The organism is Xenorhabdus bakwenae (assembly GCF_030272115.1).
GTDB lineage: Bacteria > Pseudomonadota > Gammaproteobacteria > Enterobacterales > Enterobacteriaceae > Xenorhabdus > Xenorhabdus bakwenae.
Map to the genome: position 1 here is coordinate 673141 of NZ_CP119194.1, position 25041 is coordinate 698181.

Annotated in this window: 25 protein-coding genes and 5 pseudogenes; 15 read left to right on the top strand and 15 right to left on the bottom strand. The window is 44.0% G+C overall.

Translation table 11 applies throughout. The features are described from left to right. Positions 1-78: 78 nt before the first annotated feature. Positions 79-963: a protease HtpX gene (gene htpX, locus PXH59_RS04005; RefSeq protein WP_047767911.1), complete on the top strand. Its 885-nt coding sequence runs from the start codon at positions 79-81 to the stop codon at positions 961-963. Between the two features lie 262 nt (positions 964-1225). Beyond that, positions 1226-1690: pseudogene (locus tag PXH59_RS20175) on the top strand (transposase family protein); the annotation flags it as partial. Positions 1691-1699: 9 nt separating this feature from the next. Here the strand turns inward: PXH59_RS20175 and PXH59_RS04010 are convergent. Next, positions 1700-2668: an IS110 family RNA-guided transposase gene (locus tag PXH59_RS04010; protein WP_285808913.1), complete on the bottom strand. Its 969-nt coding sequence runs from the start codon at positions 2666-2668 to the stop codon at positions 1700-1702. Between the two features lie 104 nt (positions 2669-2772). On the opposite strand from PXH59_RS04010, the pseudogene PXH59_RS04015 reads away from it, so the two are divergent. From PXH59_RS04015 to PXH59_RS04035, 5 genes and pseudogenes are all read left to right on the top strand, one after another. After that, positions 2773-3290: pseudogene (locus tag PXH59_RS04015) on the top strand (transposase); the annotation flags it as partial. A gap of 365 nt (positions 3291-3655) precedes the next feature. Beyond that, positions 3656-3946 carry a hypothetical protein gene (locus tag PXH59_RS04020; RefSeq protein ID WP_285810453.1) on the top strand — a complete coding sequence of 97 codons (291 nt, stop codon included), beginning with the start codon at positions 3656-3658 and terminating at the stop codon, positions 3944-3946. 216 nt (positions 3947-4162) lie between these two features. Continuing rightward, positions 4163-4972 (top strand): zinc ribbon domain-containing protein, encoded by an 810-nt coding sequence (locus PXH59_RS04025; RefSeq protein ID WP_285810454.1) that lies wholly within the window; start codon positions 4163-4165, stop codon positions 4970-4972. A 136-nt stretch (positions 4973-5108) separates the two neighbouring features. Then, the gene (locus PXH59_RS04030; protein WP_285810455.1) at positions 5109-5585 is read left to right on the top strand and encodes a DUF2846 domain-containing protein; all 477 of its coding nucleotides are present in this window, start codon (positions 5109-5111) and stop codon (positions 5583-5585) included. Between the two features lie 124 nt (positions 5586-5709). Next, positions 5710-6594 carry an IS982 family transposase gene (locus tag PXH59_RS04035; protein ID WP_285808690.1) on the top strand — a complete coding sequence of 295 codons (885 nt, stop codon included), beginning with the start codon at positions 5710-5712 and terminating at the stop codon, positions 6592-6594. 14 nt (positions 6595-6608) lie between these two features. Here PXH59_RS04035 and PXH59_RS04040 read toward each other — a convergent pair whose 3' ends face one another. Both PXH59_RS04040 and PXH59_RS04045 read right to left on the bottom strand, forming a co-directional pair. Beyond that, complete coding sequence (locus tag PXH59_RS04040) at positions 6609-6983, bottom strand: helix-turn-helix domain-containing protein (protein WP_285810456.1); 375 nt, start codon at positions 6981-6983, stop codon at positions 6609-6611. Positions 6984-6985: 2 nt separating this feature from the next. Next, positions 6986-7288, bottom strand: coding sequence for a type II toxin-antitoxin system HigB family toxin (locus PXH59_RS04045; RefSeq protein ID WP_285810457.1), 303 nt, complete (start codon positions 7286-7288; stop codon positions 6986-6988). Between the two features lie 89 nt (positions 7289-7377). Here PXH59_RS04045 and PXH59_RS04050 point away from each other — a divergent pair, with 89 nt between their 5' ends. From PXH59_RS04050 to PXH59_RS04070, 5 genes and pseudogenes are all read left to right on the top strand, one after another. Then, a complete protein-coding gene (locus tag PXH59_RS04050) occupies positions 7378-7647 on the top strand; it encodes a hypothetical protein (protein ID WP_285810458.1) in 270 nt (89 codons plus the stop codon). A gap of 25 nt (positions 7648-7672) precedes the next feature. Further along, complete coding sequence (locus PXH59_RS04055) at positions 7673-8020, top strand: phage tail protein (protein WP_285810459.1); 348 nt, start codon at positions 7673-7675, stop codon at positions 8018-8020. Then, positions 8017-8757, top strand: a complete 741-nt coding sequence (locus PXH59_RS04060; protein WP_285810460.1) for a phage minor tail protein L — start codon at positions 8017-8019, stop codon at positions 8755-8757. The genes PXH59_RS04055 and PXH59_RS04060 overlap by 4 nt, the downstream gene beginning before the upstream one ends. 100 nt (positions 8758-8857) lie before the next feature. After that, entirely contained in the window at positions 8858-9394 is a 537-nt protein-coding gene (locus tag PXH59_RS04065) for an Ail/Lom family outer membrane beta-barrel protein (RefSeq protein ID WP_285810461.1), read from the top strand. A gap of 63 nt (positions 9395-9457) precedes the next feature. After that, positions 9458-9907, top strand: a pseudogene (locus PXH59_RS04070) (C40 family peptidase); the annotation flags it as partial. 20 nt (positions 9908-9927) lie between these two features. Here the strand turns inward: PXH59_RS04070 and PXH59_RS04075 are convergent. Next, positions 9928-10634 (bottom strand): IS1 family transposase gene (locus PXH59_RS04075; RefSeq protein ID WP_285808308.1). Its coding sequence is split into 2 segments (ribosomal slippage): positions 9928-10385 and positions 10385-10634, totalling 708 coding nucleotides; the frame shifts between segments, so codons are not numbered across the junction. 69 nt (positions 10635-10703) lie between these two features. Between PXH59_RS04075 and PXH59_RS04080 the strand changes: the two genes are divergently transcribed. Together PXH59_RS04080 and PXH59_RS04085 are read left to right on the top strand one after the other, a co-directional pair. Beyond that, positions 10704-11318, top strand: coding sequence for a phage tail tip fiber protein (locus tag PXH59_RS04080; RefSeq protein WP_434223360.1), 615 nt, complete (start codon positions 10704-10706; stop codon positions 11316-11318). A gap of 10 nt (positions 11319-11328) precedes the next feature. Then, positions 11329-12741 (top strand): pyocin knob domain-containing protein, encoded by a 1413-nt coding sequence (locus PXH59_RS04085; protein ID WP_285810463.1) that lies wholly within the window; start codon positions 11329-11331, stop codon positions 12739-12741. On the opposite strand, the gene PXH59_RS04090 is transcribed toward PXH59_RS04085, so the two are convergent. The 4 genes and pseudogenes from PXH59_RS04090 to PXH59_RS04110 form a co-directional block, all read right to left on the bottom strand. Further along, a complete protein-coding gene (locus tag PXH59_RS04090) occupies positions 12681-14102 on the bottom strand; it encodes an IS4 family transposase (protein ID WP_285810464.1) in 1422 nt (473 codons plus the stop codon). The genes PXH59_RS04085 and PXH59_RS04090 overlap by 61 nt on opposite strands. A 96-nt stretch (positions 14103-14198) precedes the next feature. After that, a complete protein-coding gene (locus PXH59_RS04095; protein ID WP_285810465.1) occupies positions 14199-14699 on the bottom strand; it encodes a phage tail protein in 501 nt (166 codons plus the stop codon). Positions 14700-14909: 210 nt separating this feature from the next. After that, a pseudogene (locus PXH59_RS20180) lies at positions 14910-15798 on the bottom strand (IS982 family transposase). Between the two features lie 1083 nt (positions 15799-16881). Then, the gene (locus PXH59_RS04110) at positions 16882-17976 is read right to left on the bottom strand and encodes a site-specific integrase (RefSeq protein ID WP_285810468.1); all 1095 of its coding nucleotides are present in this window, start codon (positions 17974-17976) and stop codon (positions 16882-16884) included. A 160-nt stretch (positions 17977-18136) separates the two neighbouring features. Here PXH59_RS04110 and PXH59_RS04115 point away from each other — a divergent pair, with 160 nt between their 5' ends. Continuing rightward, a complete protein-coding gene (locus PXH59_RS04115) occupies positions 18137-18616 on the top strand; it encodes a C40 family peptidase (protein WP_285810469.1) in 480 nt (159 codons plus the stop codon). Between the two features lie 149 nt (positions 18617-18765). Here PXH59_RS04115 and PXH59_RS04120 read toward each other — a convergent pair whose 3' ends face one another. The 7 genes and pseudogenes from PXH59_RS04120 to ppsR all read right to left on the bottom strand — a co-directional run bounded on the left by PXH59_RS04120 (position 18766) and on the right by ppsR (position 25037). Continuing rightward, positions 18766-19560: a heme ABC transporter ATP-binding protein gene (locus PXH59_RS04120; protein WP_434223341.1), complete on the bottom strand. Its 795-nt coding sequence runs from the start codon at positions 19558-19560 to the stop codon at positions 18766-18768. Then, entirely contained in the window at positions 19560-20561 is a 1002-nt protein-coding gene (locus tag PXH59_RS04125; RefSeq protein WP_285810471.1) for a FecCD family ABC transporter permease, read from the bottom strand. The genes PXH59_RS04120 and PXH59_RS04125 overlap by 1 nt, the downstream gene beginning before the upstream one ends. Next, positions 20558-21376, bottom strand: a complete 819-nt coding sequence (locus PXH59_RS04130; RefSeq protein ID WP_285810472.1) for a heme/hemin ABC transporter substrate-binding protein — start codon at positions 21374-21376, stop codon at positions 20558-20560. Before PXH59_RS04130 ends, PXH59_RS04125 begins: the two co-directional genes overlap by 4 nt. Further along, complete coding sequence (locus PXH59_RS04135) at positions 21373-22446, bottom strand: hemin-degrading factor (protein WP_285810473.1); 1074 nt, start codon at positions 22444-22446, stop codon at positions 21373-21375. Before PXH59_RS04135 ends, PXH59_RS04130 begins: the two co-directional genes overlap by 4 nt. A 141-nt stretch (positions 22447-22587) precedes the next feature. Next, positions 22588-22731 (bottom strand): annotated as a pseudogene (locus PXH59_RS20020) (TonB-dependent receptor plug domain-containing protein); the annotation flags it as partial. Between the two features lie 280 nt (positions 22732-23011). Next, positions 23012-24058, bottom strand: a complete 1047-nt coding sequence (locus PXH59_RS04145; RefSeq protein WP_285810474.1) for a 3-deoxy-7-phosphoheptulonate synthase — start codon at positions 24056-24058, stop codon at positions 23012-23014. A 157-nt stretch (positions 24059-24215) separates the two neighbouring features. Further along, the gene (gene ppsR, locus PXH59_RS04150; protein WP_285811625.1) at positions 24216-25037 is read right to left on the bottom strand and encodes a posphoenolpyruvate synthetase regulatory kinase/phosphorylase PpsR; all 822 of its coding nucleotides are present in this window, start codon (positions 25035-25037) and stop codon (positions 24216-24218) included. Between the last annotated feature and the right edge of the window lie 4 nt (positions 25038-25041).

A 25041-nucleotide genomic window follows, 5' to 3' on the forward strand; every position in this document is an offset into this window, starting at 1 on the left:
GAATAATATGGGGTTAATCCCCATCTTATGGCTTAACGCTTAGTTGAACTGTTTGATAATTAAAGGAAGCAAATTTATATGATGAGAATTGCCTTGTTCCTTCTCACAAACCTTGCTGTCATGGTGGTGTTTGGAATAATACTTTCACTTACAGGAGTTCAGCGGAGCAGTGTTGCTGGTCTCATGATTATGGCTGGTTTGTTTGGTTTTGGTGGTGCATTCATTTCTTTGTTAATGTCGAAGTGGATGGCTTTACGTTCTGTTGGTGGTCAGGTTATTGAAAAACCGTCCGATGAAACTGAAGCCTGGTTGATGGAAACTGTCCGTCGTCAGGCGGATCAGGTTGGAATCACGATGCCACAAGTGGCTATCTATGATGCCCTGGATATTAACGCATTTGCTACAGGGGCACGCCGTAATGCTTCTCTGGTTGCTGTTAGTACAGGGCTACTGAACAATATGAGCCGTGACGAAGCCGAAGCCGTCATTGCACATGAAATTAGTCATATCGCTAATGGTGATATGGTGACGATGACATTGTTGCAGGGTATCGTGAATACATTCGTTATCTTTATTTCACGGATCATTGCACAGGCTGCTGCGAGTTTCCTTTCCAGCAGCGATGATGAAAGTGAAAGCAGCAGTAATGGTAATCCAATCGTCTACATGGTGATTTCCATGGTATTGGAGATCGTATTTGGTATTTTAGCCAGTATTATTACCATGTGGTTCTCCCGTTATCGTGAATTCCATGCGGATGCAGGATCAGCGAAATTGGTTGGCCGCGAAAAGATGATTGCTGCATTGCAACGTCTTAAGACCAGTTATGAACCTCAGGAAGAGGGGAGAATGATGGCATTCTGTATTAATGGCAAAGCTAAGAGCTTCAGTGAGTTGTTCTTATCTCATCCGCCGTTGGATAAGCGTATTGAAGCCCTTCGTCGTGGTGAATATCTAAAATAATGCGATAACCCGTAGCCTAAACAGAATATACTATACCAATCCAACTTCAAGATGCGTGTTATATTTCCCCGCGAAGCGGGGAAATATAAGGCCTCGCGTCGGTTTGCAGATTGCAACTTGAAGTTTATCGAATATAAATAAGTACATTATATTTAATATTAAATAAACGCGATGCTCAACTTTCATGGTGAGTTGAAATGACATAGCCAGTCCTTTATAACTTTAAGTCGCCAAACTGAGAGAAATAAAGGAACAAAAGGCTATGTCACAGCAAGATTTTATCATTTGGGTGTTTTGTTGGGTAGACGATAATTTAGCGGCGTTACAACAAAGCACTCGATTCAGAAGCCGGGGATATCCACCACAGCTGAGCGATGCGGAAGCAACCACGATGGAAGTGGTGGGTGAATTCTTAGGTTTTTCAACAGATAAAGGGATTTGGACGTATTTTCGTGATCACTGGCGCGAGTGGTTTCCGGGACTGGGTTCACGCGCCAATTTTGCTAAACAAGTTGCGAATCTTTGGGTTGTTAAACAAAAGTTGCAAGAAAAGCTGGCGAGGTTATTGGGTGCGTTCGACAGGCCGGTACATATTATCGACGGATTTCCGTTACCCATCTGTGGACTCAAAAGAGCGAAAGGCAGTGCCAACTTTAAAGAACAAGCCGATTATGGGTACTGCGCCGCCAAAAACGAAACTTACTACGGCTTTAAAGCAACTGTCTTGAACGCGATTTTATGGCGTTATCTGATGATACGAATTATTCCATTCTTCATTTTTTCTAATCATCGCATTCAAGATGGTCAGCAGCTTGCGCATACAAGCCACAAGAGCCACTTTTTTGGCCTTACCCGCCGCCAGCAGGCGGTTGTAAAACGTCTTGATTACCGGGTTAAAACGGGTTGCCACGAGTGTGGCCATATACAACGCTGTCCGAACCCCAGCGCGCCCGCCAAAGATGGTTCGTCGACCCCGCATAGTTCCCGAGTCACGGTTAACAGGAGCAACGCCAACAAGTGCACTGATTTCCCGACGCGAGAGCTTGCCCAGTTCAGGGACTTCTGCCAGCAGGGCTGCTGTTGTCATTGCCCCAATGCCCTTGATGGCGCTGAGCCGGTCAGCCAGTTCCTTAAAATGAATCTGGATATGTTTATTCATATCTTCATCGATCCGCGCCAGCTCAGCTTCCAGTGCTTTAATGACAGTGTTGATGCTCTTTCTGCTCTGAGGATGCGCAGGATGTAGGCGATTACGCTCAGCAACCAGCATCGTAATCAACTGCCGTCTGCGCACCACCATGGCAGAAAGAATCTGACGTTCCGCATCTGGCAGCGCCCGAATAAACCGTTCTCGTTCGGGATGACGGTTTATCACTTCTGCCATCTGAGTCAGGACCTTGGCGTCAATGCGGTCAGTCTTTGCCAGATATCCCATGGCCCGGGCAAAATCTCGCGCTTGCCTGGGATTAATAACAACGACATCAAACCCTTCGGCCTGAAGCGAGCAGGCAACAGCAGATTCCAGTCCACCGGTGGCTTCCATCAGAATCAGGGACACGAGATGTTGCTTCAGTACGGACACAATGGCATCAAAACCATCAGGATCATTACTGGCGGTGAATGCCTCTACGCCAGTACTCACGGCGATATCTAATGAGGCTTTGGAAACATCGATGCCCACACAAAGTGGATTTGGCTGACTCATATTACCCTGCCTTGCAAATACGTTATGGATGACGGACAACTGTTCGGGTTTCAGATGAGTGGCTCAGTGTATGCGTCAATAGCTTTAAAACGGGCTTAAAACCCCAGGGCAACTCAGACTGCGTACACTGTGCCAAATCTAATCGTATTTATTTTAACCTACTTTTAAGATACAAGGGCATCTCATGATAGATGAAAATGGCGTCGTGGCGGGGTTCACGTTGACGCCTGCCAATGTGAGTGAACGTGAAGCGGCTTGGGATTTGATTAGCCCAATAAAAGGCTGTTTGCTCGGCGATAAAGGCTATTTAGGCGTTGAATTTCAACAGGAAATGAAGCAGTCGGGTATTGAAATGATAACCCCGGTGCGTACCAATATGCATGACCCCGTCCCCAGAGAAACGAGAAAGCGCATTAATGCCAAACGGCGCTTAATTGAAACCGTCATTGGTCAACTCGCTGGACAATTTGCTATCGAGAAGTGCTGGGCACGGGATTTGTGGCATTTGAGTAATCGAATAGCCAGAAAACTGCTTTCTCATACACTGGGCATTTTTGCTAATTTTAAACAAGGTAAAAGTCAACGCGACTGGCTTCAACAAGCCCATGTCATAGGAGGCTAGTCCTGAACAGGAAAATATCAATATTCCTGTGGAGGTGTTTAAAGGCAATCCCAAAGATGATGGGTGCTTTATTACGGGGTTGAGTCCTGATGCTCATATCATCTATCACGCAGAATTCAATGCTGATAAGCCGCTATCGGTGTACTTCAAAGAGGCTGAGGAGTACGCCGCCAGAACGATTAAAGAGCTAAACGAATAACAGCCACCAATCCGGCTGGTTGCTTTGGGCTGAGATGTAACCATAAACCAAATGAGAATATCTACTTATGTGTAGATCACATTGTGGCTTGTATTTTCGCGTTTTGCTTCATTTCGCGCCATACTTTGATTAAGATTTATGTATCTGATTAAACGTGGGGAGTGTGATGAAAAGGTTGGCATGGGTGGTGCTACTATTACCAATAGTAGTTCAGGCTGAACAGATAGATAAAGATTTTATTATTGAAGCAACAAATAATGTCTGTTCTCAACATACCGATCCTGAATTTTGTCGATGGCAATTGGAAAACATTACTGCAATTTCAGGGATAATTTCACTGAGCTATGCTAGTTGCATTCGTAATGATGAACACACAAAGGATTGTAGTAAAACAGTAGAGGCATTTAACTATATACAAGGTCAGTATGATAAAAATATGACTGAAATGAAAAAATAGTCACTATAAGCAATCTCTTATGCATTGATATAACCCAGCTTTACTGGGCTTTAAGCTCGAGTGTGTTTATTAATAACCCATCATGAACTGCACACCAAAGCTGGATGCCAACAGACTGATAAGCATGAAACAGAATAGCCCCAGTGGGGCTTTCTTTTGCTCATTTAGCATCGTGTATTGGGTAATGTTAAAAAGTTGACTGTGACGAGGGGAAAAATGTATTTTTTATTTACAGCAGTGATTCTTGGCTTAATTCCTGCCTTAATAGCAAACAGCAAAGGCAGATCATTCATTCTATGGTGGATTTATGGATTTTTGTTGTTCATTGTTGCGTTGGTGCATTCACTTCTGATAAGCAAAAATAATGCTGGCATAGAGCGAAAACAAATGGAAGAAGGTCTTGTTAAATGCCCTTACTGTGCAGAAATGATTAAGGCGGAAGCGCTCAAATGCAAGCATTGCGGTAGTGATGTTCAGGAAAAAATAGAAGAAATAACCCTTAAGAAATTTAAGCCATCTAGTGTCCCTCCTGAGTTTTTTTATAAAAGAAGGAAGGATGGGATAGAGTTAATAGATGATAGGGTTAAGGAGCTATCAGAAACGTTGATAAAAGCAAACATAGACAAGGACACTCAAGAAATAGAGCTTCATTATCAATCGGAAATAGAGAGCCTTAATAAAAGGTTGCCAAAAGCAATTCAGAAACAATTTCAAGACAGGTATGCATACTGGCTTCACAACATTGATTTGACCAAAATAAGCTCTGCTGTGGAAGCCGCAAAAAAGGCTGTTAACACAGAGGATCTTCTTATAAGAAAAAAAGATGGCTTCATGATAAATGATGATGGCGTGAAAATATTAGTTGAATCATTTTTTATTCAATCTCCAGACTCGACGAACGTGTACCAAGACTTTGAAGATGAGATCTCCACAATAAAGCGCACTCTGCCCAGTGAAGTTCATGAATCATTTATCAGAAAAATAAAGTATTGGAATAATGCATTAACAGATAATAACAATAAGTGACAGCCCCGGACGGGGCTTTAAAACCGTCCGTGGCTTAAAGAGAGATTTTAACTGGACACCCATCACTCAAACTCTATCTAAGCAACCTCAGTTGCGAGGTTATTTTTTTACTTTTATACAAAAGGTTCTGTTTTTTATGATGAATACCAAAAAATTACTTTTATCAGCTTCTCTTTTAGGCGCTTTGTTTCTCAGTGGTTGTGCCAGTGTACCTCTTGCAACTGAACAAGAATCAGTAAAAGCTAAAAGCTTTTCTGCCCCAGAGGAAAGCAAATCTGGCTTATATATCTACCGCGACAGCTTTGTTGGTAAGGCTCTAAAAAAAGACATTTATGTTGATGGGAAGTGTATTGGAGAAACAGCAGATAAAACGTTTTTCTACACACAAGTATCAGGCGACCAAAACCACAAAATATCAACTGAATCAGAGTTCTCTCCTAATGACCTAGTAATTTTCACCGAATCTGGAAAAAATTATTTCATAAGACAATACATAAAAATGGGAGTTTTCGTTGGTGGCGCTGGTTTGAGTGCCTCAACAGAGGAAGAAGGAAAAAGGGTAATATCTAAGGCAGGTGTTCGTCTTGCAAAAGAAGGGCATTGTGATAACTGATTTTCTCTGAAAGCCATAAATAACCTGAACTTCGCTTAAGAAAGGAAAGAAAAAAAGGAACTAAGCGCCTGAGGCACGATCAAAGTTTTTGCTTAGAAAACAAAATCGTGGGGATCCTCAGGCTATGACTACTTTAGAAGAACTTTTTTGTTGCGTCGATGATTTTTGCCAAAAATTTATTCCCCTTTGGGAACAACAGCTCATTGAGAATAATCAGCTCAAGCGTCATCGTGCCACTTCCCTGTCTCTCAGTGAGATAATGACGATCCTCATTTTATTTCACATGAGCCATTATCGTCATTTTAAAGCGTTTTATACTGAGCATGTGCAGCAATATCTCAACGCAGATTTCCCGGGTCTGGTCAGCTACAATCGAATAATTACATTGAAGAAAAGAGCCCTTATTCCGTTATGCGCTTTCCTTTCTTCACGCAAACAAAAATCACACGGCATTGCCTTTATCGATTCCACTAAAATCGCGGTTTGCCATAATCTGCGTATTCCTCGCCATCAAGTTTTCGCGGGTGTCGCCCAGCGAGGAAAAACCCGTACAGGCTGGTTCTATGGCTTTAAACTCCATCTGATTATTGATGACTGTGGGGAGATTTTATCCGTTAAATTAACACCGGGAAATGTTGACGATCGTCAGCCGGTAAAGGAATTAGTACAAGGTTTAACCGGGCATCTCTATGGTGACAAAGGCTATTTATCGCAAGTGTTATGCGATGAACTGAAGGAGGAAGGAATTACGCTGATCACGAATGTTCGCCGTAATATGAAAGCCAAATTTTTATCGTTTTGGGACAAGGCCATGTTAAGAAAACGGTTTTTGATAGAAACGGTGAATGACCAATTGAAAAATATTTCTCAGATAGAGCACTCAAGGCACCGAAGCGTAGTCGGCTTTTTACTGGAAATAGTATCAGGACTGATTGCTTATACATTCCAGCCGAAAAAGCCGAGCTTAGGTTTACGTGACCATGAAATTGCGATGCTTAAACAAAGTTGAGGTTAAATAGCCCCTTACGGGGCTTTATTTGTTTGTTTTATCAGGACATCGGCAGGTATTCCGAACATGCCATGTAAATTGCGGATCATGGGCAGTGTTAGATTGCGCTTTCTGCTCAGAACCTCATAGACACGATTAGACTTACCAATGGCTGGCTCTAAATCTTTTACAGTCAGGCCAGATTGTTCCATTCTGAATTTAATAGCTTCAATCGGATCTGGCGGGTCAATGGGGTAATGTTTTTCTTCATAGGCTTCAATCAGTAATACCATAACTTCCATATAATCAAACTCAGGTGTGCCAGTTTCGGGTTGGTTATCGAATAGTGGCGCAATGGCTTTCAGTGCGTCCTGATAATCCTGTTCTGTTCTGATAGGTTTAATATTCATTTTTACTCCATATCTACGGTATTAGCATCTATGGCATCGTACTGTTTGTGAGTACCGATAAATTTAACGTATACCCATCCAGCGGGGTAAAAGATGGAGACGATTAATCGATAATCATTTCCCTTAATGTTAAATACCACTCGATTATTTTTCAGAATGCTTGCGTTGCGGTATTGAGCCTTAATATCAGCAGGCGTTTTCCAAGAGGCTTTTTTAGCCTCATCAAACCAAGCTATTAGTGGCTGCTCTGCATCCGGGTACTTTTCCCAGAACGCTTTCAGTGATGCAACGGATATTATTTTCATAACTTTTACTCTAGTCCCATTTCGGGACTATGGCAAGAATTTATTGTTCAAAAATGAGTCGCTTTAGCGATTTTTTCAGGGGCTAGAAAATGGCAGAACATCAAGTAGGCAACATTGTTTATCAGGTATCAATGGATGTAGCGCAATTGCTGACAGCACAACGGCAATTAGATTCGCGCTTGGGACAGGTGGAGCAACGTTTTAACCAAACAGGACAGGCGGTTAATGGAGCAGAAAAGGCGATATTGAGTCTATCAAGAGCTGCCACTGCGGTAACAGCAGCGCTATCTGTTGAGAAAATAGCTGGCTATGCTGATGCGTGGGTTACGGTGAATAACAAGCTGGTCAACGCCGCTTAACTGCGGTTTTTTTATAGGTACTCATATGGCTATTGATGTATTTAAATGGCGAACTCAAATTCAGGATTCGCCCAGTGGTGAATTTAAACACCGAATTAAAGTCGTTGAGTTTGGGGATGGCTATAAGCAGGTCTCGGCTGACGGAATTAACCCCGAAACCCAGTCTTGGCCCTACTCCTACACCGGATTTAAAGAAGAAGTAATGCCTATCTTCCAGTTTATCCGCAGGCACACCTTAAAGTCATTTATCTGGACGCCGCCGTTTGGTGAGAAAGGGCTGTATCGGGTCAAAGCAGACTCAATAACCATGCTCCCTATGGCAGGTGGTGTTATGAAAATATCAGCAACATTTGAACAGGCATTCAGCGCATGAAAATTAATGCAGATCTCCAACGCCTTGAGTCGGGGAATAAGATTCTTTTGTTTTCTGTTGATGGTTCCGCCTTTGGTGGGCCAGAACTGTACTTCCATAATTACCCCACTCCTTATACAGAAAAGGAATTGGAAGGTGATATAGACAGCTTACCGATTAAATCTATCTGGTGGCAGGGTGTGGAGTATAAGCCGTGGCCTGTCAGAATTGAGGGACTGGAGGTGAATAGCGATGGTCGTTCAACTTCGTCCACACTCACTGTGGCTAACCTTGATGGCACCATTAGTGCAATGTGTCTGGCTTATCAGAATATGGCTCAGGCTCGTGTCACTATTCGTATGACATTTGCACATTATCTGGATGCGCGTAATTTCCCGGAGGGTAATTCAGAAGCTGACCCCACACAGGAAAAAATCGACGTCTACTATATTGATAGCAAAACTCATGAGGACAATGAAAGCGTTCAGTTTGCGCTGTCTTCACCTGCTGACTTGCAGGGGATTCAAATTCCTACCAGACAGATACACAGCCTTTGCACGTGGTGTATGCGTGGATTATATCGTAAATCGCCATGTGGCTACACAGGGACTCAATATTTTGATGAGGACGGCAACCCGACCGACGACCCGTCAAAAGATGCCTGCGGTGGACTGATGAGTGATTGTAAGGCCAGATATGGAGAAGACGCTCAATTGCCCTTTGGTGGCTTTCCGGGATCGGCTTTGCTGAGGCGATGAAAAATCTACAGTGATTCACATCAAATTTCAGGAAACACAAAAGGACATAAAAAATGATTTTTGTATACTGTTTGTGTTTTTTAATTATTAAAGGTTTTTTATGAAAAAATTAGTTTTAGCAACGCTGGTTGCTGTGGGAATATCGACCCTATCTATGAGCGTATATGCCGCTGGTGAAAGCACAGTCTCAGTAGGATATGCGCAAAGCCATGTTAAGGTTACCGACGAGGAATTAAAAGAAAACCCGAAAGGTTTTAACGTCAAATATCGCTATGAATTTGATAATGACTGGAGTGTCATTGGTTCGTTTGTTTACACTCACCAAGGGTATGATTTTTATTACGGTGGGCACAAGGTGGCTAACGCTAACTTGGATTATTATTCGTTAACCGCCGGGCCAGCATATCGTATTAATGAGTACGTAAGTGTTTATGGTTTAATTGGTTCAGCTTACGGCAAAGCGGAAAGAAAAGCAGGCGGGTATTCACATAGCGAGAGTAAAACAGAGCTTGCCTATGGTGCTGGCTTGCAGGTTAACCCAATTCCTAATATGGCTATTGATGCATCATATGAATATTCAAAATTTGGTGAAGTCAAAGTAGGTACATGGGTGATCGGGGTTGGTTATCGATTCTAATAAATTAATTTGAATATAACTTAACCCGCTTCGGCAGGTTTTTTGTTATATGGAGAATTTTATATGCGCCCACACATTATGCAGGCCATCCTGGATCACGCTAAAACCGAATACCCCAATGAATGCTGTGGGCTGGTGGTTCAACATAGCCGCAAACAACAATATATCCCCTGTCGCAATACCGCACCTTCACCCACCGAGCAATTCAGTATTCACCCCGAAGACTACGCCAATGCCGAAGACACGGGGACTATTGTTGCTATCGTTCACAGTCACCCCGACGCCACAACCCAGCCGAGTCAGTTAGACATTGCCCAGTGTGACCTGTCACAACTCCCGTGGGTGATCGTCTCCTGGCCGGAGGGGGATATTCGTACGCTGATGCCGGCTGAGGGAATAAAACCGCTCATTGGCCGCCCGTTCGTGCATGGTATATGGGACTGTTACGCCATTGTGCGTGACTGGTATCGGCTGGAGCGCAATATTGAAATCCCCAATTTTGAACGCTCGGAGAGCGGTCATGCACCCAATAGTTAGATAACCTTTGGAAGATAGTATTCACGCTCAATGAAAGTGCCTATCACTTTGTCATGCATTTCTTCGGATTTGGAATAACAGATCGTTTTCCGATTCAGTCTCTTGATGCGAGTACGTAAGGTCAGATTGGTTCTTTCGATACGTTGAGTAAATTTCTTCCCTCTAAAGTGTTTTTCCTCAGAAAGGCAATCGTAAACGGCATAATTATCGGTACAGAAAAATTGAATTTCGAAAGGAGCCAGAAGTGCCAGCAATTTGCTCAGTGTTTTCCTGCTGCGATCCCCCAATACGTGCGCGATTATTTGCTTTTGCTCCGGTTCCCAGGCATACCAAAGCCAGCGCTGATTCTTCTTGTTACCGACAAAAGACCATTGTTCATCAATTTCGCAGATAATATGAATATTATTTGCGGCCAGCGGCAGTGTAGTTACCTGTCTGGGTTCGAGTTTTTTAGGGTACGAAGAACGGTGTTGATACCCACCTTCAGGACACGAGCGGTGTCTCTGATACCGCCATTATTCGCAGCCATATCCACAATCTGATCTTTCATTCCGGGTTTGCAGGCTTGGTAGGTGTAATTCAGTTGAAAGGTTTTACGGCAGGCATAACAGTGATAACGCTGATGTCCGCTGCTTCCTTTTCCATGCCCTTTGACCTCTTCCGCTTTGTGACAGTAACGACAAACCACATCAACTTTAGCCATATCTCACCAGTAATAAAAAGTGGGGAGTTTACTACAACAATCTAATGATTGGGAGCATGACCCGGCAGCATTACTAACGCCAAAATCGGCAACTTCATTCAGTCCAGAAATTATGTCGCAGGTCGGGCGGGGTGGAAAATTGATAAAGGTGGCTCGGCAGAATTCCACAATGTGACGGTTCGCGGCACTGTTCATGCAACCAGCGGCACGTTCACTGGTACAATAAATGGGACTGATGGTAATTTCAGCGGCACAATATATGCGAACAAAATTGTGGGTGATGTTGTGTCTGTAACATTGGGAAATGTCTCAAATGGGTCCACTCTAGGCAATTACGGCCGGGAGACGATTTACTTTCATAAGCGGTTACATGAACACATGCCGTATGATCGTATTTTTATTTACGGCCCGATAATGACACAGCTTTATGTTGGCTCTTTGAGTGGAACTGGGAACGCGACCGTTTGTGTCTATGTTGATAACGTGCTTGTAACCAAACAGGGCTTCGATATGAAGCATACTGATAAGGGGCCGCAATGCATTTCTGGTACGTTATTTACACCCCCGGTAGTTATTCGCGCTAATACGACACCAACCATTAAAGTGACTCTTGAAGCAAGGGGACTCGGAATAACATATCACAACCCGGGTATTGGCTTACTGTTTAAAGCCAGCAGTCAGTGACCAATTTTTATTGACCACTTCAACTGTGTCCGGCTCGGCTATTGTCCGCGGTACGGGCACGAAATTTATCTCCAATATCAACGGCGTTGCACCCGGGCAGTTGATGTTAATCCAGTCTGGCAGCAACAACTTAATCCACCTGATTCAGGCGGTGAACTCCGATACCGAACTGGTACTGGCGGATAACGCCTCGGCCACCCTGAATAACGCGAAATACCAGATTCAGACCACCCTCCCCGATTCCGTTTCGGATGGCGTCCGACATATTGTGGCCAACACCAGTTACATCACCCGGTTCCTCCAGAACATGGACAAATGGATGTCGCAGAATGGCGTGATTGATGTGACATTGCCGAATGGTCAGACGGTATCGCTGCAATCGGTACGGGCGTTACAGGCGGCATTAGAAGGAAAAGCAGATAAAACAGAGTTTCAACAGTCGATACGGGCGTTACAGGCGACGATGGAGGGGAAGCTGGATAAAACAGGCGGGATCGTTACGGGTGAACTGGGTGCGAGTAGGGTCTCGGCACGAGCAGGTGATAAACGCTATATGTTAGGTGTACGAGACGGCGAGGCATTTCTGGATTATTGGAATGGTAATAAATGGACAGGCGAAGTCTATCATCCGATGAAACCTGGCACGATGGCGTTGACAGAAAATACAATAACGTCAGCGGGAGTTCATTTAGGAACCAGTTCGATTAATATTTTCCAGTCACCGAATTATTATTATCAACCGGATGGTGTTAATGCAACGCCAGAGAGGGGGTATCCCATAAAACAATTTGGTGTATTGGAAGTCCTGCCCAGTGATGTTGGGGATGGATATGTTATTCAGCGATATACCGGTGGGCATGATGGCCAGACGTTTTTAAGAAAATACAGAAAAAATGGCCCATCTTCATGGTATTGCCTATTAAGAGCCCCCGCTTCTACCGGGCTGAGTACTGTAACCGTTGATGGGAGCGGGATTGTAAGAAAAGCGTCCCCCATCATCCAAATCTACCCCGATGGCACATTCATCACCAACGACGAATCCGAAGGCGCGACTGTCACTAAACTCGGCACCGGTCATTATCAAATCTCCGGTGTGCTGGGTTATAACGCTGACGGAGCATGGGGTGTCCACGGCGGTATCTCCTCCCCGAAGAACAACAACGGGCTGGAACTCATTTACATTGATGACACAGTGAAAAAATGCGGCGGCATTATCATTCGTACTTTCCACCGTCAGCATACCCATTTACCTGAACGGTTCCAGAACAGGCGGATAAAAGACATCGTGGATGGTGAAAAAGTCTACTATGCCGATGCCGAACCCTGCGACATTCCCGAAGGTTGTCGGTTAGATGTCCGCGTTCAGATGCCGGCGGATTCGGTGTGGAATGTGGGGCAGGGGGAGGTGAATTCGGAGCCTTGACGATATAAAAAGCCCTCGCGGGGGTAATACCGCTCGCTTAAGCACGAGCGGTTCTTTTTTTTATAAGGATAACGGGATGTTTTACAAAGCACTTGCCTTGGAACCGATTGCCGTTTTCGCTTTTGGGGTAAGATCAGCCGTTTACCACTTTCCCTGAGGGCTTTTAATTTTTGTGGTATCGTGCCCGGACTGCGTCCTGAACACCATAAAAATTCATCCTGTATCAACCGTAACGCGTTGATAAAGCTTATCCGAAGCGGTTCAACACAGTAGGCCTTTGCCATCCGACTCATCTCCAGCCGAACCAGATTGTAGGCAATCAGTATGCCCCATAATTCCTGATAGATCCCTACTCGTGTCTGGCTTCTCAGCAGAGCGATATTATTGAGTTGCCTTTGTTTCAGTTCACCATAGCCTTCTTCGGTTTCCCATCGTTCCCAGTACACGGTCAGGATCTCTTTAAGAGGATAGGTCACCGGACATTCCAGGGAGGTAATAAATCCTTTAATTTCACCGTTGGGTTCCGGGATCAGGATCAGGCGCGCTCGCCAGGTCTTTTCAAGGTGAGGATACCTTTTCCGGGCTTGGGGAGACACCGGCATCTCGATGAGTTTGTCATAAGCACTGTATTCCTGAATGACGTCATAACGCATTTTGCTTTTTATCGGGGTAAGCCAATGGGTATTTTTGCCGGTGCCCTGCCAGGCCTGAAATAACTCCGCAGAAAGAAAGCCCCGATCAAACAACGTCAGGGTATTTTCGGGGGCAGACCCCACTAATTGTTGGGCATAGCTAACCTCACTTTGGGTGATAGGGCCAAATGCCACATCAGAGATCAGGTGTGTCCGGGCGGACATCAGGGTCACCGCCAACACAGAGGGGAAGGTCGCTTTGCCGGAGGCATAACCCAGCAGTTGGTTATCGCCGGTGTCAGGCACTTTAAACTGAGTGCCATCCACGCATAAGATTTTCAGGCCACACGTCGCATAATTTGTCTCTTCTTTTTCCCATTCGGTGGCGGTGGTATGAAAAAGGTGTCGTAAGGGCTCAACCCCAATGCGATATCGGGCTTTTGAGATACTGCTTGACGCTAATAACGGCAGTTCCCCTTTTGCATCAGGAAACGCCAAATCTAATTTGTCGCAAACCTCATTGATAGAACGATTTCGCATGAGACCGATGCCCAGCACTAACCAGACGGCTTGTTCAGCCGGGAATCGACGTTTTCGCACGGTGGCTCGCCCTGTTTCTTTAACGGCTTCAGTCACCCATTCCATTGGAATGTTTTGACTAAACGCATCCAGGGAGACTGGGTAATTCAATGCCGCAGTGGCTTGGAGTTCACGAGAAAATTCAGACATAAAAAATCGGCCTTAGACAATCATCGAAGGCCGATTATGCTTATCTTAATTTACTTAAGCGAGCGGTATTACCTCGCGGGGGAGGACTGATAGCTACTAAGCGGCTCTTACTATATAGTTGAATGCTATGTTGCGGGGGCGTGTTTCGTCACCGCCTGTATTGTTAGCAATTGAGTTTTCAGTAGCGCGTCCTATTACATCTCTGCCAATTGGGTAGCGGAGTTTATCTGGGAGGCCTTGGTATAAGGCTAGATAATTGCCACCGTTACCTTCCGCCAGTTGTATCTTTTTTGTTCTGTCAGCTTGCCACGATAAAACTTGGCGATTCGAGTCTACTCCGCGCTCATCATCCCAACCACGAATAAATTCCCCCCTTAAATCAGGCAATCTGCCCGATGGATAGGCAAGGGCAAGTTTCGGATATCTTACTGTATCAAATACTTCACCATTACATTTAAGCCAACCGTCCGGTGGAATTTCTGACGGCCAAGGAATAGGAACTCCAACGGGTAAGGCAGTATAACCAAAGTTTTCATAGGATTGTTGTGTTGGTACTGTGTCTTTTAAATTTGATACGTCAGGTTTTTTATCTTGCATAGCTATTCCCTCATTTAATCAACAATACACATTGCTAAGTAACATGAAGGCGGTGGGATACTGCTCCGCCTGTGAACATCAATAAAATCGGTTCATCAATACTGGAGAGTACGGCTTGATTAACTTTAATGGGTGAGATACATGTTTTGATGACAGGATGACATAAAATGACAGGCAGGGAATTAATAGAATTTAACGCGATGCTCGACTTTAACATCCTATAACGTTGGCTTGTTGAAGCCAGTCGCGTTGACTTTTACCTTGTTTAAAATTGGCAAAAATACCCAATGTGTGAGAAAGCAGTTTTCTGGCAATTCGATTACTCAAATGCCACAAATCCCGTGCCCAGCACTTCTCGATAGCAAATTGCCCGGCAAGTTGACCAATGACGGTTTCAATTAAACGGCGTTTGGCGTTAATGACCCTTCTCGTTTTTCTGGGGATGGGATCATCCCTATTGGCACGCACTGGGGTAATCATTTCAATACCCTCTGCCTTCATTTCCTGTTTAAATTCAACGCCTAAATACCCTTTATCACCCAGCAAATAGCCTTTTATCGAACCGATCACATCCCAGGTTGCTTCACGCTCACTGACATTGGCGGGCGTCAGCGTAAACCCGGTTACCACGCCGATTTCATCTATCATGAGATGTCCTTTGAAGCCGTAGTAAGTTTCGTTTTTGGCGGCACAGTACCCATAATCGGCTGTTGGCACTACCTTTTGCTCTTTTGAATCCACAGACGGGCAGCGGAAATCCGTCGATAATATGTACCGGCCTGTCGGGCGCGCCCAATAACCTCGCCAGCTTTTCTTGCAGTTGTTGTTTAACAACCCAAAGATTCGAAATCTGTTTAGCGAAATTGGCGCGTGAACCCAGTCCCGGAAACCACTCGCGCCAGTGGTCACGAAAGTACGTCCAAATGCCTTTATCCGTTGAAAATTCTAAAAATTCGCCCACCACTTCCATCGTGATGGCTTCCGCATCGCTCAGCTTAGGTGGATATCCCCGGCTTCTGAACCGTGTGCCTTGCTGTAACACCGTTAGATTTTCATCTACCCAACAAAATACCCAAATGATAAAATCTTGCTGTGACATAGCCTTTTGTTCCTTTATTTCTCTATTTTTGACGACTTAAAGTTATAAAGGAGCGGCTATGTCATTTCAACTCACCATAAAAGTCGAGCATCGCGTTAGAATTTATCATATGACTGATAAAACTCAGCACAGTAAAAGCGGGATTTCCCGACTTTTAACCCCTTGATTTTACTTATTTCCGGCACAGGACCGGAAATAAGTAAAATCAATCACTTACGTAAATAGGATAATTATCCCCTTTTAACCCGTTGATTTAATTGAATTCCTGTCCTGAGCGGGAATTGAGAAAAATCAACGGCTTAGCTAAAGGTGGGATTTCTCACCTTTAATTCAGCATTCTTCCGTCACAAACGGAGCAGTGAAATTAACTCTAGGGACTCCTTGAGTTTAAGGGGTCCTGTTGTCGAGGTCATTAGCTCAGTGACCTCGAAGAATACCGTGGTCCTCACTTTGGCCTACCCGATAATTTCGGGTTGTTCCAATCAGCCGAACTTTCGTCCGGTTACTCAGCGAAACTTTTCGCTCAGTCATCGGCTGAAATTTTAGCTGATGTGTATGCGAAAAATTTCTCACACCTCAATAACTCATTGATTTATTCGAGGCCGTCACTTTGGCCTGTCACTCAGCGAAACTTTCCGCTAATGGGATTTAAAAGCCCATTAAGGTGATAATTCATGGAGAGGTACACAAACTTTGCGCGTATCATTTAGCGACTCGGTTCATTTGCGGTCATCATTTGGTGGAGCGCAAAAAGAAAAGGTGCTTCGGAAATCGAAATAGCCAAAGTGGGATAGTCCACTTTAAAGATGACGCAAATTTGCGTCATGGTAAAAATCAATACGTTATATTTATTTGTACTCACTACCGACGAAATTCGTCGTTAGTCACTCAGTTACATTAAGCAACCCTGTGAGGGTAAAAGGTGTAGAGGAAATCACCATACCTAAAGTGGGATATCACATTTTGAAGATGATTGGAATTTCAACCATGATTCAGATTTGAGCCATCTACGGCAACTATAGGGATTTCCTCTATAGTTGATTACCCTGAGAGTTAAAGGGCAGATTCCCGCCCTTTGGGGAATTATTCTTCTTTCTGCTGCATAAGTTTGTTGAATTTTTCATGCAGTGATTGCGGGTACAGCTCGGTGTATACCTGCCATAATACATTCAGCGAGCGATGTCCTGTTACCTGCGCGACTTCTTCAATTGAGAACCCAGCCTCAAACAAGCGACTTGCCCCTTCCCGGCGTAGATCATGGTAGCGGAGGTCTTCAATGCCTAGTTTGACGCATGCCCTGTGAAATCCTTGAGATATACTTAACGTATTGTAGGGAAATATAAGCCCACTATCAGACTTTGGTTGTCTTTGAATAATATCCCAGGCATCCCCAAGTAAAGGAACGAACATATGATTTCCTACTTTTTTTCTGGGGTCTTTTCTGTCTCTTACGATCACAGACTTTTGCTTCTCATCAATGTCATCCCACCTGATTTTACATACTTCTCCTATACGCATGCAGGTTAGTATAGAAAAATTCAGTATATCCTCATAAGGAATTTTACTTTTCCAGTGGCCGCTCCGTTTGTGTAGTGCTTCAATTAATCGATCTAACTCTTCTCGTTCTGGTCTTCTGCTGCGCCGCTGACCTTTTCCGATCAATCCCATTTGGGTTAAAATTGAACGGGCTTCATATGCGGGATTTGAAGTATAATTTATATCGTAGACAGGCTTAGCTGATTTTAATACCAGCGACAAATAGATGACATCATGATTGATGGTGGCGGGAGTGGTTCCTGTAGAATGCCGCTGCTTGCAGTGCTCAATAATATGGCTTACTGATAATTTGGATAGCAATAATTTCGATAATTCGCTACGTAATAGCGTATTTAAGACAGATTTTTTTGTTTTCCCTGCCTTTCCTCCAAGATTGGGATCATTGATATACTTGGATAATAAGTCACCAACTGTAAAATCATCTATATTGCCACGTGTTGGGATTCCATTTTGTTCAAGTTCCGCCACTCGTTTAGCACCCCACGTTTTAGCGTGAGAATGTTTTCCAAATGTGCGATTTTCTCGATATATATATTTACCTCCAGATTTAACTCCAACAGTGCACCTGTAACGTAAAGTGCCGTCTGCTCGGGGACGCTTCTCTATGCTATAGTAAGCCATAATTGATATTCTCCAGTTTAGTTCTGTAACTGTATGCGGGGTGCTGAATGGGGTGCCTTAAATAAGAAAATAGCTTAAAATAACCTTAAATGCACGAAAATGAGCAAGAAATATAACTCATTTAATCAATGTAATAGTGAGTACTGGCGGGGGATTAGCAATGAAATTGAGGTATTTGTTTCTTTTATTTAGCCTGTTTCTTATTGGTTGTACCAACCCTGCTTCCAACCCTAATTCGTCTCCGCTGAAGGCCGCTCTCTCTGATCCGATAATGGTCATTGCTCAGTTGAAGGATCAACTTGAGCAATGGCAGAATACGCCGTATCGCTATGGTGGCATGGATAGGCATGGTATTGACTGTTCCGGCTTTGTGTACCGGACTTTTTCTGATCGTTTTAATATTCAACTTCCCCGGACAACAAGTGAACAAACCCAAATAGGTACACGGATAAACCAAGATGATCTGATGCTAGGGGATCTGGTTTTTTTCAAAACCGGCAGTGGAAAGAGTGGGTTGCATGTAGGTATTTACGATACTAACAATGCGTTTATTCATGCATCCACAAGTAAAGGCGTAATCCGTTCTTCTCTTAATAATGGATATTGGCGTCGTGTTTTTTGGCAAGCTCGTAGGATGTAACGCCACTTTATTCTTCGGGTTGAGGATGTCATGCAATCGGATATTATTTATTTTTCACGCATTAATGATAGAGGGAGTCATCGGTTTACTCTTTTTGGATGTTAACTATCCTTCTCTATTCATTATTATTTACCGGGATAAACAACCTTTTATTGCCGAAGATAGATCTGTGGCTGGTGGGTTTCAGGATGTTGCATAACACCCAAATCGGCTTGATACCATTGCTTAAGAATATCGTCACGCAATACCTCTTGTGGCGTGCCGGAAGCCACTAATCGGCCTTTATGCAACAGGATAATTTTATCGGCATAAAGTGAAGCCAGGTTCAAATCATGCAGTACACAACAGGCCGCAATGGGCTGCTGTCGTGTCAGTCGGTGAACCAATCGCAATGTATGTTGTTGGTGATAAAGATCCAATGCTGACGTGGGTTCATCCAAAAACAGACAAGATTCGGTAGGTTCAGGATGCCAAAGTTGAGCTAAAACTCTTGCCAGTTGCACCCGTTGTTGTTCCCCCCCAGATAATTGCTGATAATTCCTGTTTCTCAGTTCTTCACACTCTGTCAAAGTAATCGCTTCATCAATGGCGGTTCTTTTGTGGGTATTTTCATGGGGAACACGTCCCATAGCGATGACTTCCTCTACACTAAATGGAAAGGAGAGGGCGCTATATTGCCGCATGACGGCACGAATGCGAGCCAGTTGCTGAGTTGGCCAGCGGGAAATGGGCATTCCTTTTAACAGACAGTCTCCCGAACTGGGTAGGATATAGCCGGTCAATAGACGTAACAGTGTTGATTTCCCCGCTCCGTTTGGGCCGATAATTGCGACAACTTCTCCCTGATGCAGGGAAAGGGAAACATCTTTGATTATCTGACGCTGCCCGATGAAATAATTTAAATTTTGTGCTTCAAGTAAATTATTTGACATGTTCGGTTCCATTATGAACGGTCTTTTGATGGCTTAAGAATGAGCCATAAAAAATAGGGGGCACCGATCAAACCAGTGATAAGGCCTACTGGCATTTCAGCAGGAGAAACTAATGTTCTGGCTAATGTGTCGGCTTTTAACAGAAGACAGGCACCACCCAGGGCAGATATCGGCAGTAGCCAGATATGATCCCCCCCGAATCGTTGTCTGACAAGGTGTGGGATAACTAAGCCGATGAAACCAATGACACCGGTCAAAGCAACGGCACATCCAACTAACAAGGCACTTAACAGCAATAATTGATATTTGGTGCGTTGGACATTAATGCCTAAATAGTGCGCTTCTTCATCACCCAGTTGCAGCAAATTGAGTTTACGTGACTGACTGATTGTCAGCATACAAACAGGGATAATGAGTGATGTAGCAATCGCCAGGGTTGGCCACTCTATTTGACTGAGTGAACCCATCATCCAAATGGAAAATTGGCGTAATTGTTGGTCGTTACTGATATAGCTCAATACACCAATAAATGACGAACACAGTGCATTAATGGCGATGCCTGCAAGGAGTAGCTTTGACAGGTTGCCGTGGTTATATTTGTTGAGAATGAATATCAGAGATGATACCAATAAACTGCCAATAAAAGCGGCAATAATATGTCCGTACAACGCAATGCTGGCAGGTAGGGCGAAAGGCAACACAATAAACATTGCGACGGTAAGTGCTGCACCACTACTGATCCCTAATAATCCAGGATCGGCCAGAGGGTTACGAAATAACCCTTGCATTACGGCACCAGATATCGCCAGTGCGCCTCCAACGAGGATTGCCAGCAAAATACGTGGAAGGCGAATGTTTAACCATATCTGCCACTGTGGGTCGTCCAAAGAGGACTCCCACAGTGTTTTAAAAGAGAGTGGCAATGCCCCCATATTTGCTGAACTAATAGCCAGAAGGAACAGCAACAAACTCAGTACTATCATACCGAGACTGGGGGAGCGGGAATGGCTCATTGCACCTTCTCCGCAGCATTACGGACTTGCTTCATCACAGCAGGCGTTTGCAGACCAAACCCGAGCAGACCCATTTCATCAACAATCACGACCTGTTTTTTCTTTCCTGCCGGTGTGAAACTTAACCCGGGAAGCTGCCAAACTTTATCCATCCCGCCCAACGTTTTTAGCCCTTCGGTGCTGAGCAATAGTAAGTCCGGCTTGCTGGCAATAACACCTTCTTGAGATAAAGGCCGATATCCCTGGAAGCCTTGCATCGCATTTTTTGCACCAATGGCCCGAATAATGTGATCGGCTGCTGTTTTCTGACCAGCCGCCATTGGCATGATGCCACCATGACTCATGACAAAGACGACTTTGGCGGAAATATCTGACGTAGCGATATCTGCGAGTTGTTGCCGGTATTGGGCAATCAATGCTTCACCACGTTTTTCCTGGTTGACCGCCCTGGCGACGGTCATGATTTTTGCAGGAACGGCTTCTAACGAGGTTTCGCTGGTCACTTTAATAACTTTTACACCGGAATCTTCGACTTGCTTGAGTGCCAGGGAAGGTTGAGCCGACTCACTTGCAATCACCAGTGAGGGGCGCATAGATAGAATCCCTTCTGAATTCAACATCCTCATATACCCAATATCGGGTAAGGAAAGCAGCTCTTTGGGATTTTGGCTGGTACTGTCCCTTGCGACAACGTGCTGTCCTTCACCAAGTGCAAAAACAATTTCAGACACATCGCCACCAATGGTAACAATGCGTTCAGCAGAGAACACATTGAAAGAGATGGCAAGCATAAATGTTAGAAGCCATTTTTTCATGCTACACAAGTTTCCTGTTCTGGTTGAAGTTTAGGTAAAGCAGCAATTTGTTCACGCCATTGGGCTTGCTCAGGAGTTCCTTCAGTGCGTTGGCCGTATAACTGTGCGATTTGGTTGCCATCGGCATCAAACAACTCAAGGCTGGTAACGAAACCACAATCGGTGGGTTTACGGGTAACCCAGCTTTCTGTGACGGCACTTTCAATCAGGTGCAGAGTGAAATTGCGGTTGAAAATATTGAGCCACTTCTGGGAAGAATTTTCTTCCTGATAAGGCATCAGACGTTCCAGTTTACCCGTGAAAATCTGGACACAACCCCGGTTTCCGACAAAGATCATGATTTCGTTTTGATCTTTATGAGCAACATCAACAAGTTGAGTGAGTGCTGAATTATCCACACGATAAGCTAAATCATCTTTCACTGCGTTGAAAATTTGCTGGCGGTTTAGATTGTGGCGTTTCATCATGATGAAGAACTGATGAACATCCGTCATGGCACGCCATTCTTCATCTAACTGTACTTTCAGTTGTTCCGTAACTTCTGCATGTTCAGGCACTTCTTCCGATTGAATTTCCAGCGCGGGGTTTTCACTGGTCTGATATTTTTCGATCAGTGCACCCCATGCAACCATATCGGTGTTACTGGTGGCATAGACTTTATGCAATGCATCGCCTTGACGGTCAAAGAATTGAATGCTGTGACGCACGCCATTCCTGGCGGGTTCAACCAAAGAGAAAATGCTGCTCCAGTGTTCGAAGAATAGACGCAAGTCAAGCTCACGTGGATTAAGGATCAAACCAATATGTGGGCTAAATTTGGTATTTTCGTAGCGGCCAATATGCTCATGAACGGCAAAATCATTACGGGTAATCGCCTTGGTTTCGCCAACTGCTGCCAGTTCCTGAAGCAGGATAGGAGCGTCAATATTCAAACGTTCTGCATCGATACCGACACGGCTATGCAATAACTCTCCTTCGCTAACGTTAAGGTAAGCCGCCAGATCGCGTGCATATTTAGCTTTGTTTTCTGCCTTGGCTTGTAGGTAACGTTCATAAAGTGACTGATTCACAGTTGCTGGCTCCTTAAAAAGCGGTGTTTAAAAACAATTTTGTTCTAAAATCGGGATAATAATTTGTTTATTCTTTTACCACTGGTAGCTTACAAACAGTTTGGCATTACGGCCATGCTGTGGTGCTCCCAGCAATGAGTAAGCGGGATCGAGGAATACACCATTGAGGTGCCCGGTGTCAGTGCCTTGCCGAAGACCATCAACAAGCGTCAAAACCCCTTTTTGGGTGTAACCCCGAATGCTGATATCTTGTCCATTGGCGCGGCCAATACCAGCAACATCAATGGTGAAATAGCGTGTTCCTGTGGACACAATTAACGGGTATATCACTGTTATTCAGCAGTGAGTTTGTTAGATTTTTTATTGCGCCAGAGTTGACCATCAATGCAATTGATTTTATTGAACAGCAATTATTCTGATATTGAGAATAATTATCGTTTCAATGATGGTTAACTTCAAGCTCTTTTTTCTATGCCTGAAACTTTTAGTTAACATTTTGGCTTTAAAATATTTTTTTCGGATTATTGGCTCCCGGGAGTTGGGGGAGCCAAAATAAGGAAAGGATTCAGGAACGATTTTTCATGGCTTCGTCAAGAATATTGATAAATTTTTCCGTATCTTGCCAGCCGAGGCATGGATCGGTAATAGATTGGCCGTATGTCAAAGTTCCGCCCTGGATAACTTTTTGAGTTCCTTCGACCAAAAAGCTTTCAGCCATAACACCAGCAATCGCTGTTGAGCCAGATTGGATCTGTTCACCAATATTTTTTGCTATATCCAATTGACGATGATGAATTTTCTGGCAATTAGCGTGGCTGCAATCCACAATCAGACGTTCAGGTAAGTGAAATTCACGTAATTTATGGCAGGTTGCTGCAATATCTTCAGCACTGTAATTCGGTTTTTTTCCACCACGCATAATAATATGTCCATAGGGGTTGCCACTGGTTTGATAAATAGTCATCTGACCGTTTTTATCTGGGGACAAAAACATATGCTTGGCTCGTACCGCACGTATTGCATCAATAGCGATAAGCGTATTACCATCCGTCCCGTTTTTAAAACCCACTGGGCATGACAAGGCAGAAGCCATTTCCCGGTGAATCTGGCTCTCTGTTGTTCTGGCGCCAATCGCTCCCCAACTGATTAAATCGGCAATGTATTGACCAGTGACCATATCCAGAAATTCTGTCGCCGTCGGGATACCTAATTCATTGATATCAATTAACAGCTTACGGGCAAGGGAGATCCCTTTATTAACCTGGCAAGAGCCGTCCAACATGGGATCTGAAATCAAGCCTTTCCAACCAACAACGGTTCTCGGTTTCTCGAAGTAAGTTCGCATCACGATTTCTAGATTTTGCTGGTATTTTTTGCTCAGGGCGCATAAGTGAGAGGCATAATCAAGGGCGGCATCAGCATCATGAATGGAGCAGGGACCAATAATGACCAATAGACGTTGATCCTCGCCTGTTAGGATCGATTCAATACGCTTTCGTGACAATGTCACATTTTGTAAGATTTTGTCTGAGATAGGATATTGTTCTGCAAGCGCTTTAGGTGTGATCAGGCTATTAATGCGGTGGGTTCTTAACTCATCTGTTTTGTACATATACTTTCTTTCTCGGATTCTACTTCATATTGTGACAAAGTCTGGAATAACTGGGGGATCACAATAACTCAACCCCCAGTAAATTCAACAGACAATCATGATATTTACGCGAGAAAGTGTCGTGAATAAATATTGTTAAACATGTGATGTTTTGAAATCAGAACATACGACGTTTTAATCCCATGCTGTCAATAATTTTGGCTGAAATCTCTTCGACAGAATAATTAGTGGTATTCAGGTAATTGATCTTATTTTTTCGAAATAAAGCCTCAACTTCAGCAATTTCAACCCGACATTGTCGTAATGAAGCATAACGGCTATTTTCAAGCCGCTCTCTACGGATAGCAGCAAGCCTTTCTGGGCTAATCGTCAGACCAAATAATTTATGCTGAAAGGATTTTAAAGCGGCGGGTAACTGCAAATTATCCATATCATCTGAGGTAAAAGGATAGTTTGCAGCCTGAATACCAAATTGCATGGCAAGATAGAGGCTGGTGGGGGTTTTTCCACACCGAGATACGCCAAGTATAATGACTTGAGCCTGATCAAGATTACGTAATGAAATACCATCATCATGAGCGAGAGTGTAATCAATAGCAGCAATACGTGCATCATATTGCCCCAGATTTTTTTTCGATAAGCCGTGAGTTCGGTGTAATTCGGGTTTGGGTTCCAGGCCAATTTCTTGCTGTAATGGTGCAACTAATGTTTGAACAATATCCTGACAAAATCCGTTACTGCGAGTAATAATGCTTTTCACTTCATCCGAAATGATGGAATAAAAAACTAATGGCTTGATTTGGGTTTGCTGATATATCGCGTTTATTTGATCTCTGACTTCTTCTGCTCTGGCTTTGCTCGTCACGAAAGGTAAGGTATAGGAAGTAATAGTAATTGGAAATTGGGATAACACGGCATGGCCTAATACTTCTGCGGTGATTGCCGTTCCATCAGAAATAAAAAATACGCTGCGTTCCAGTATT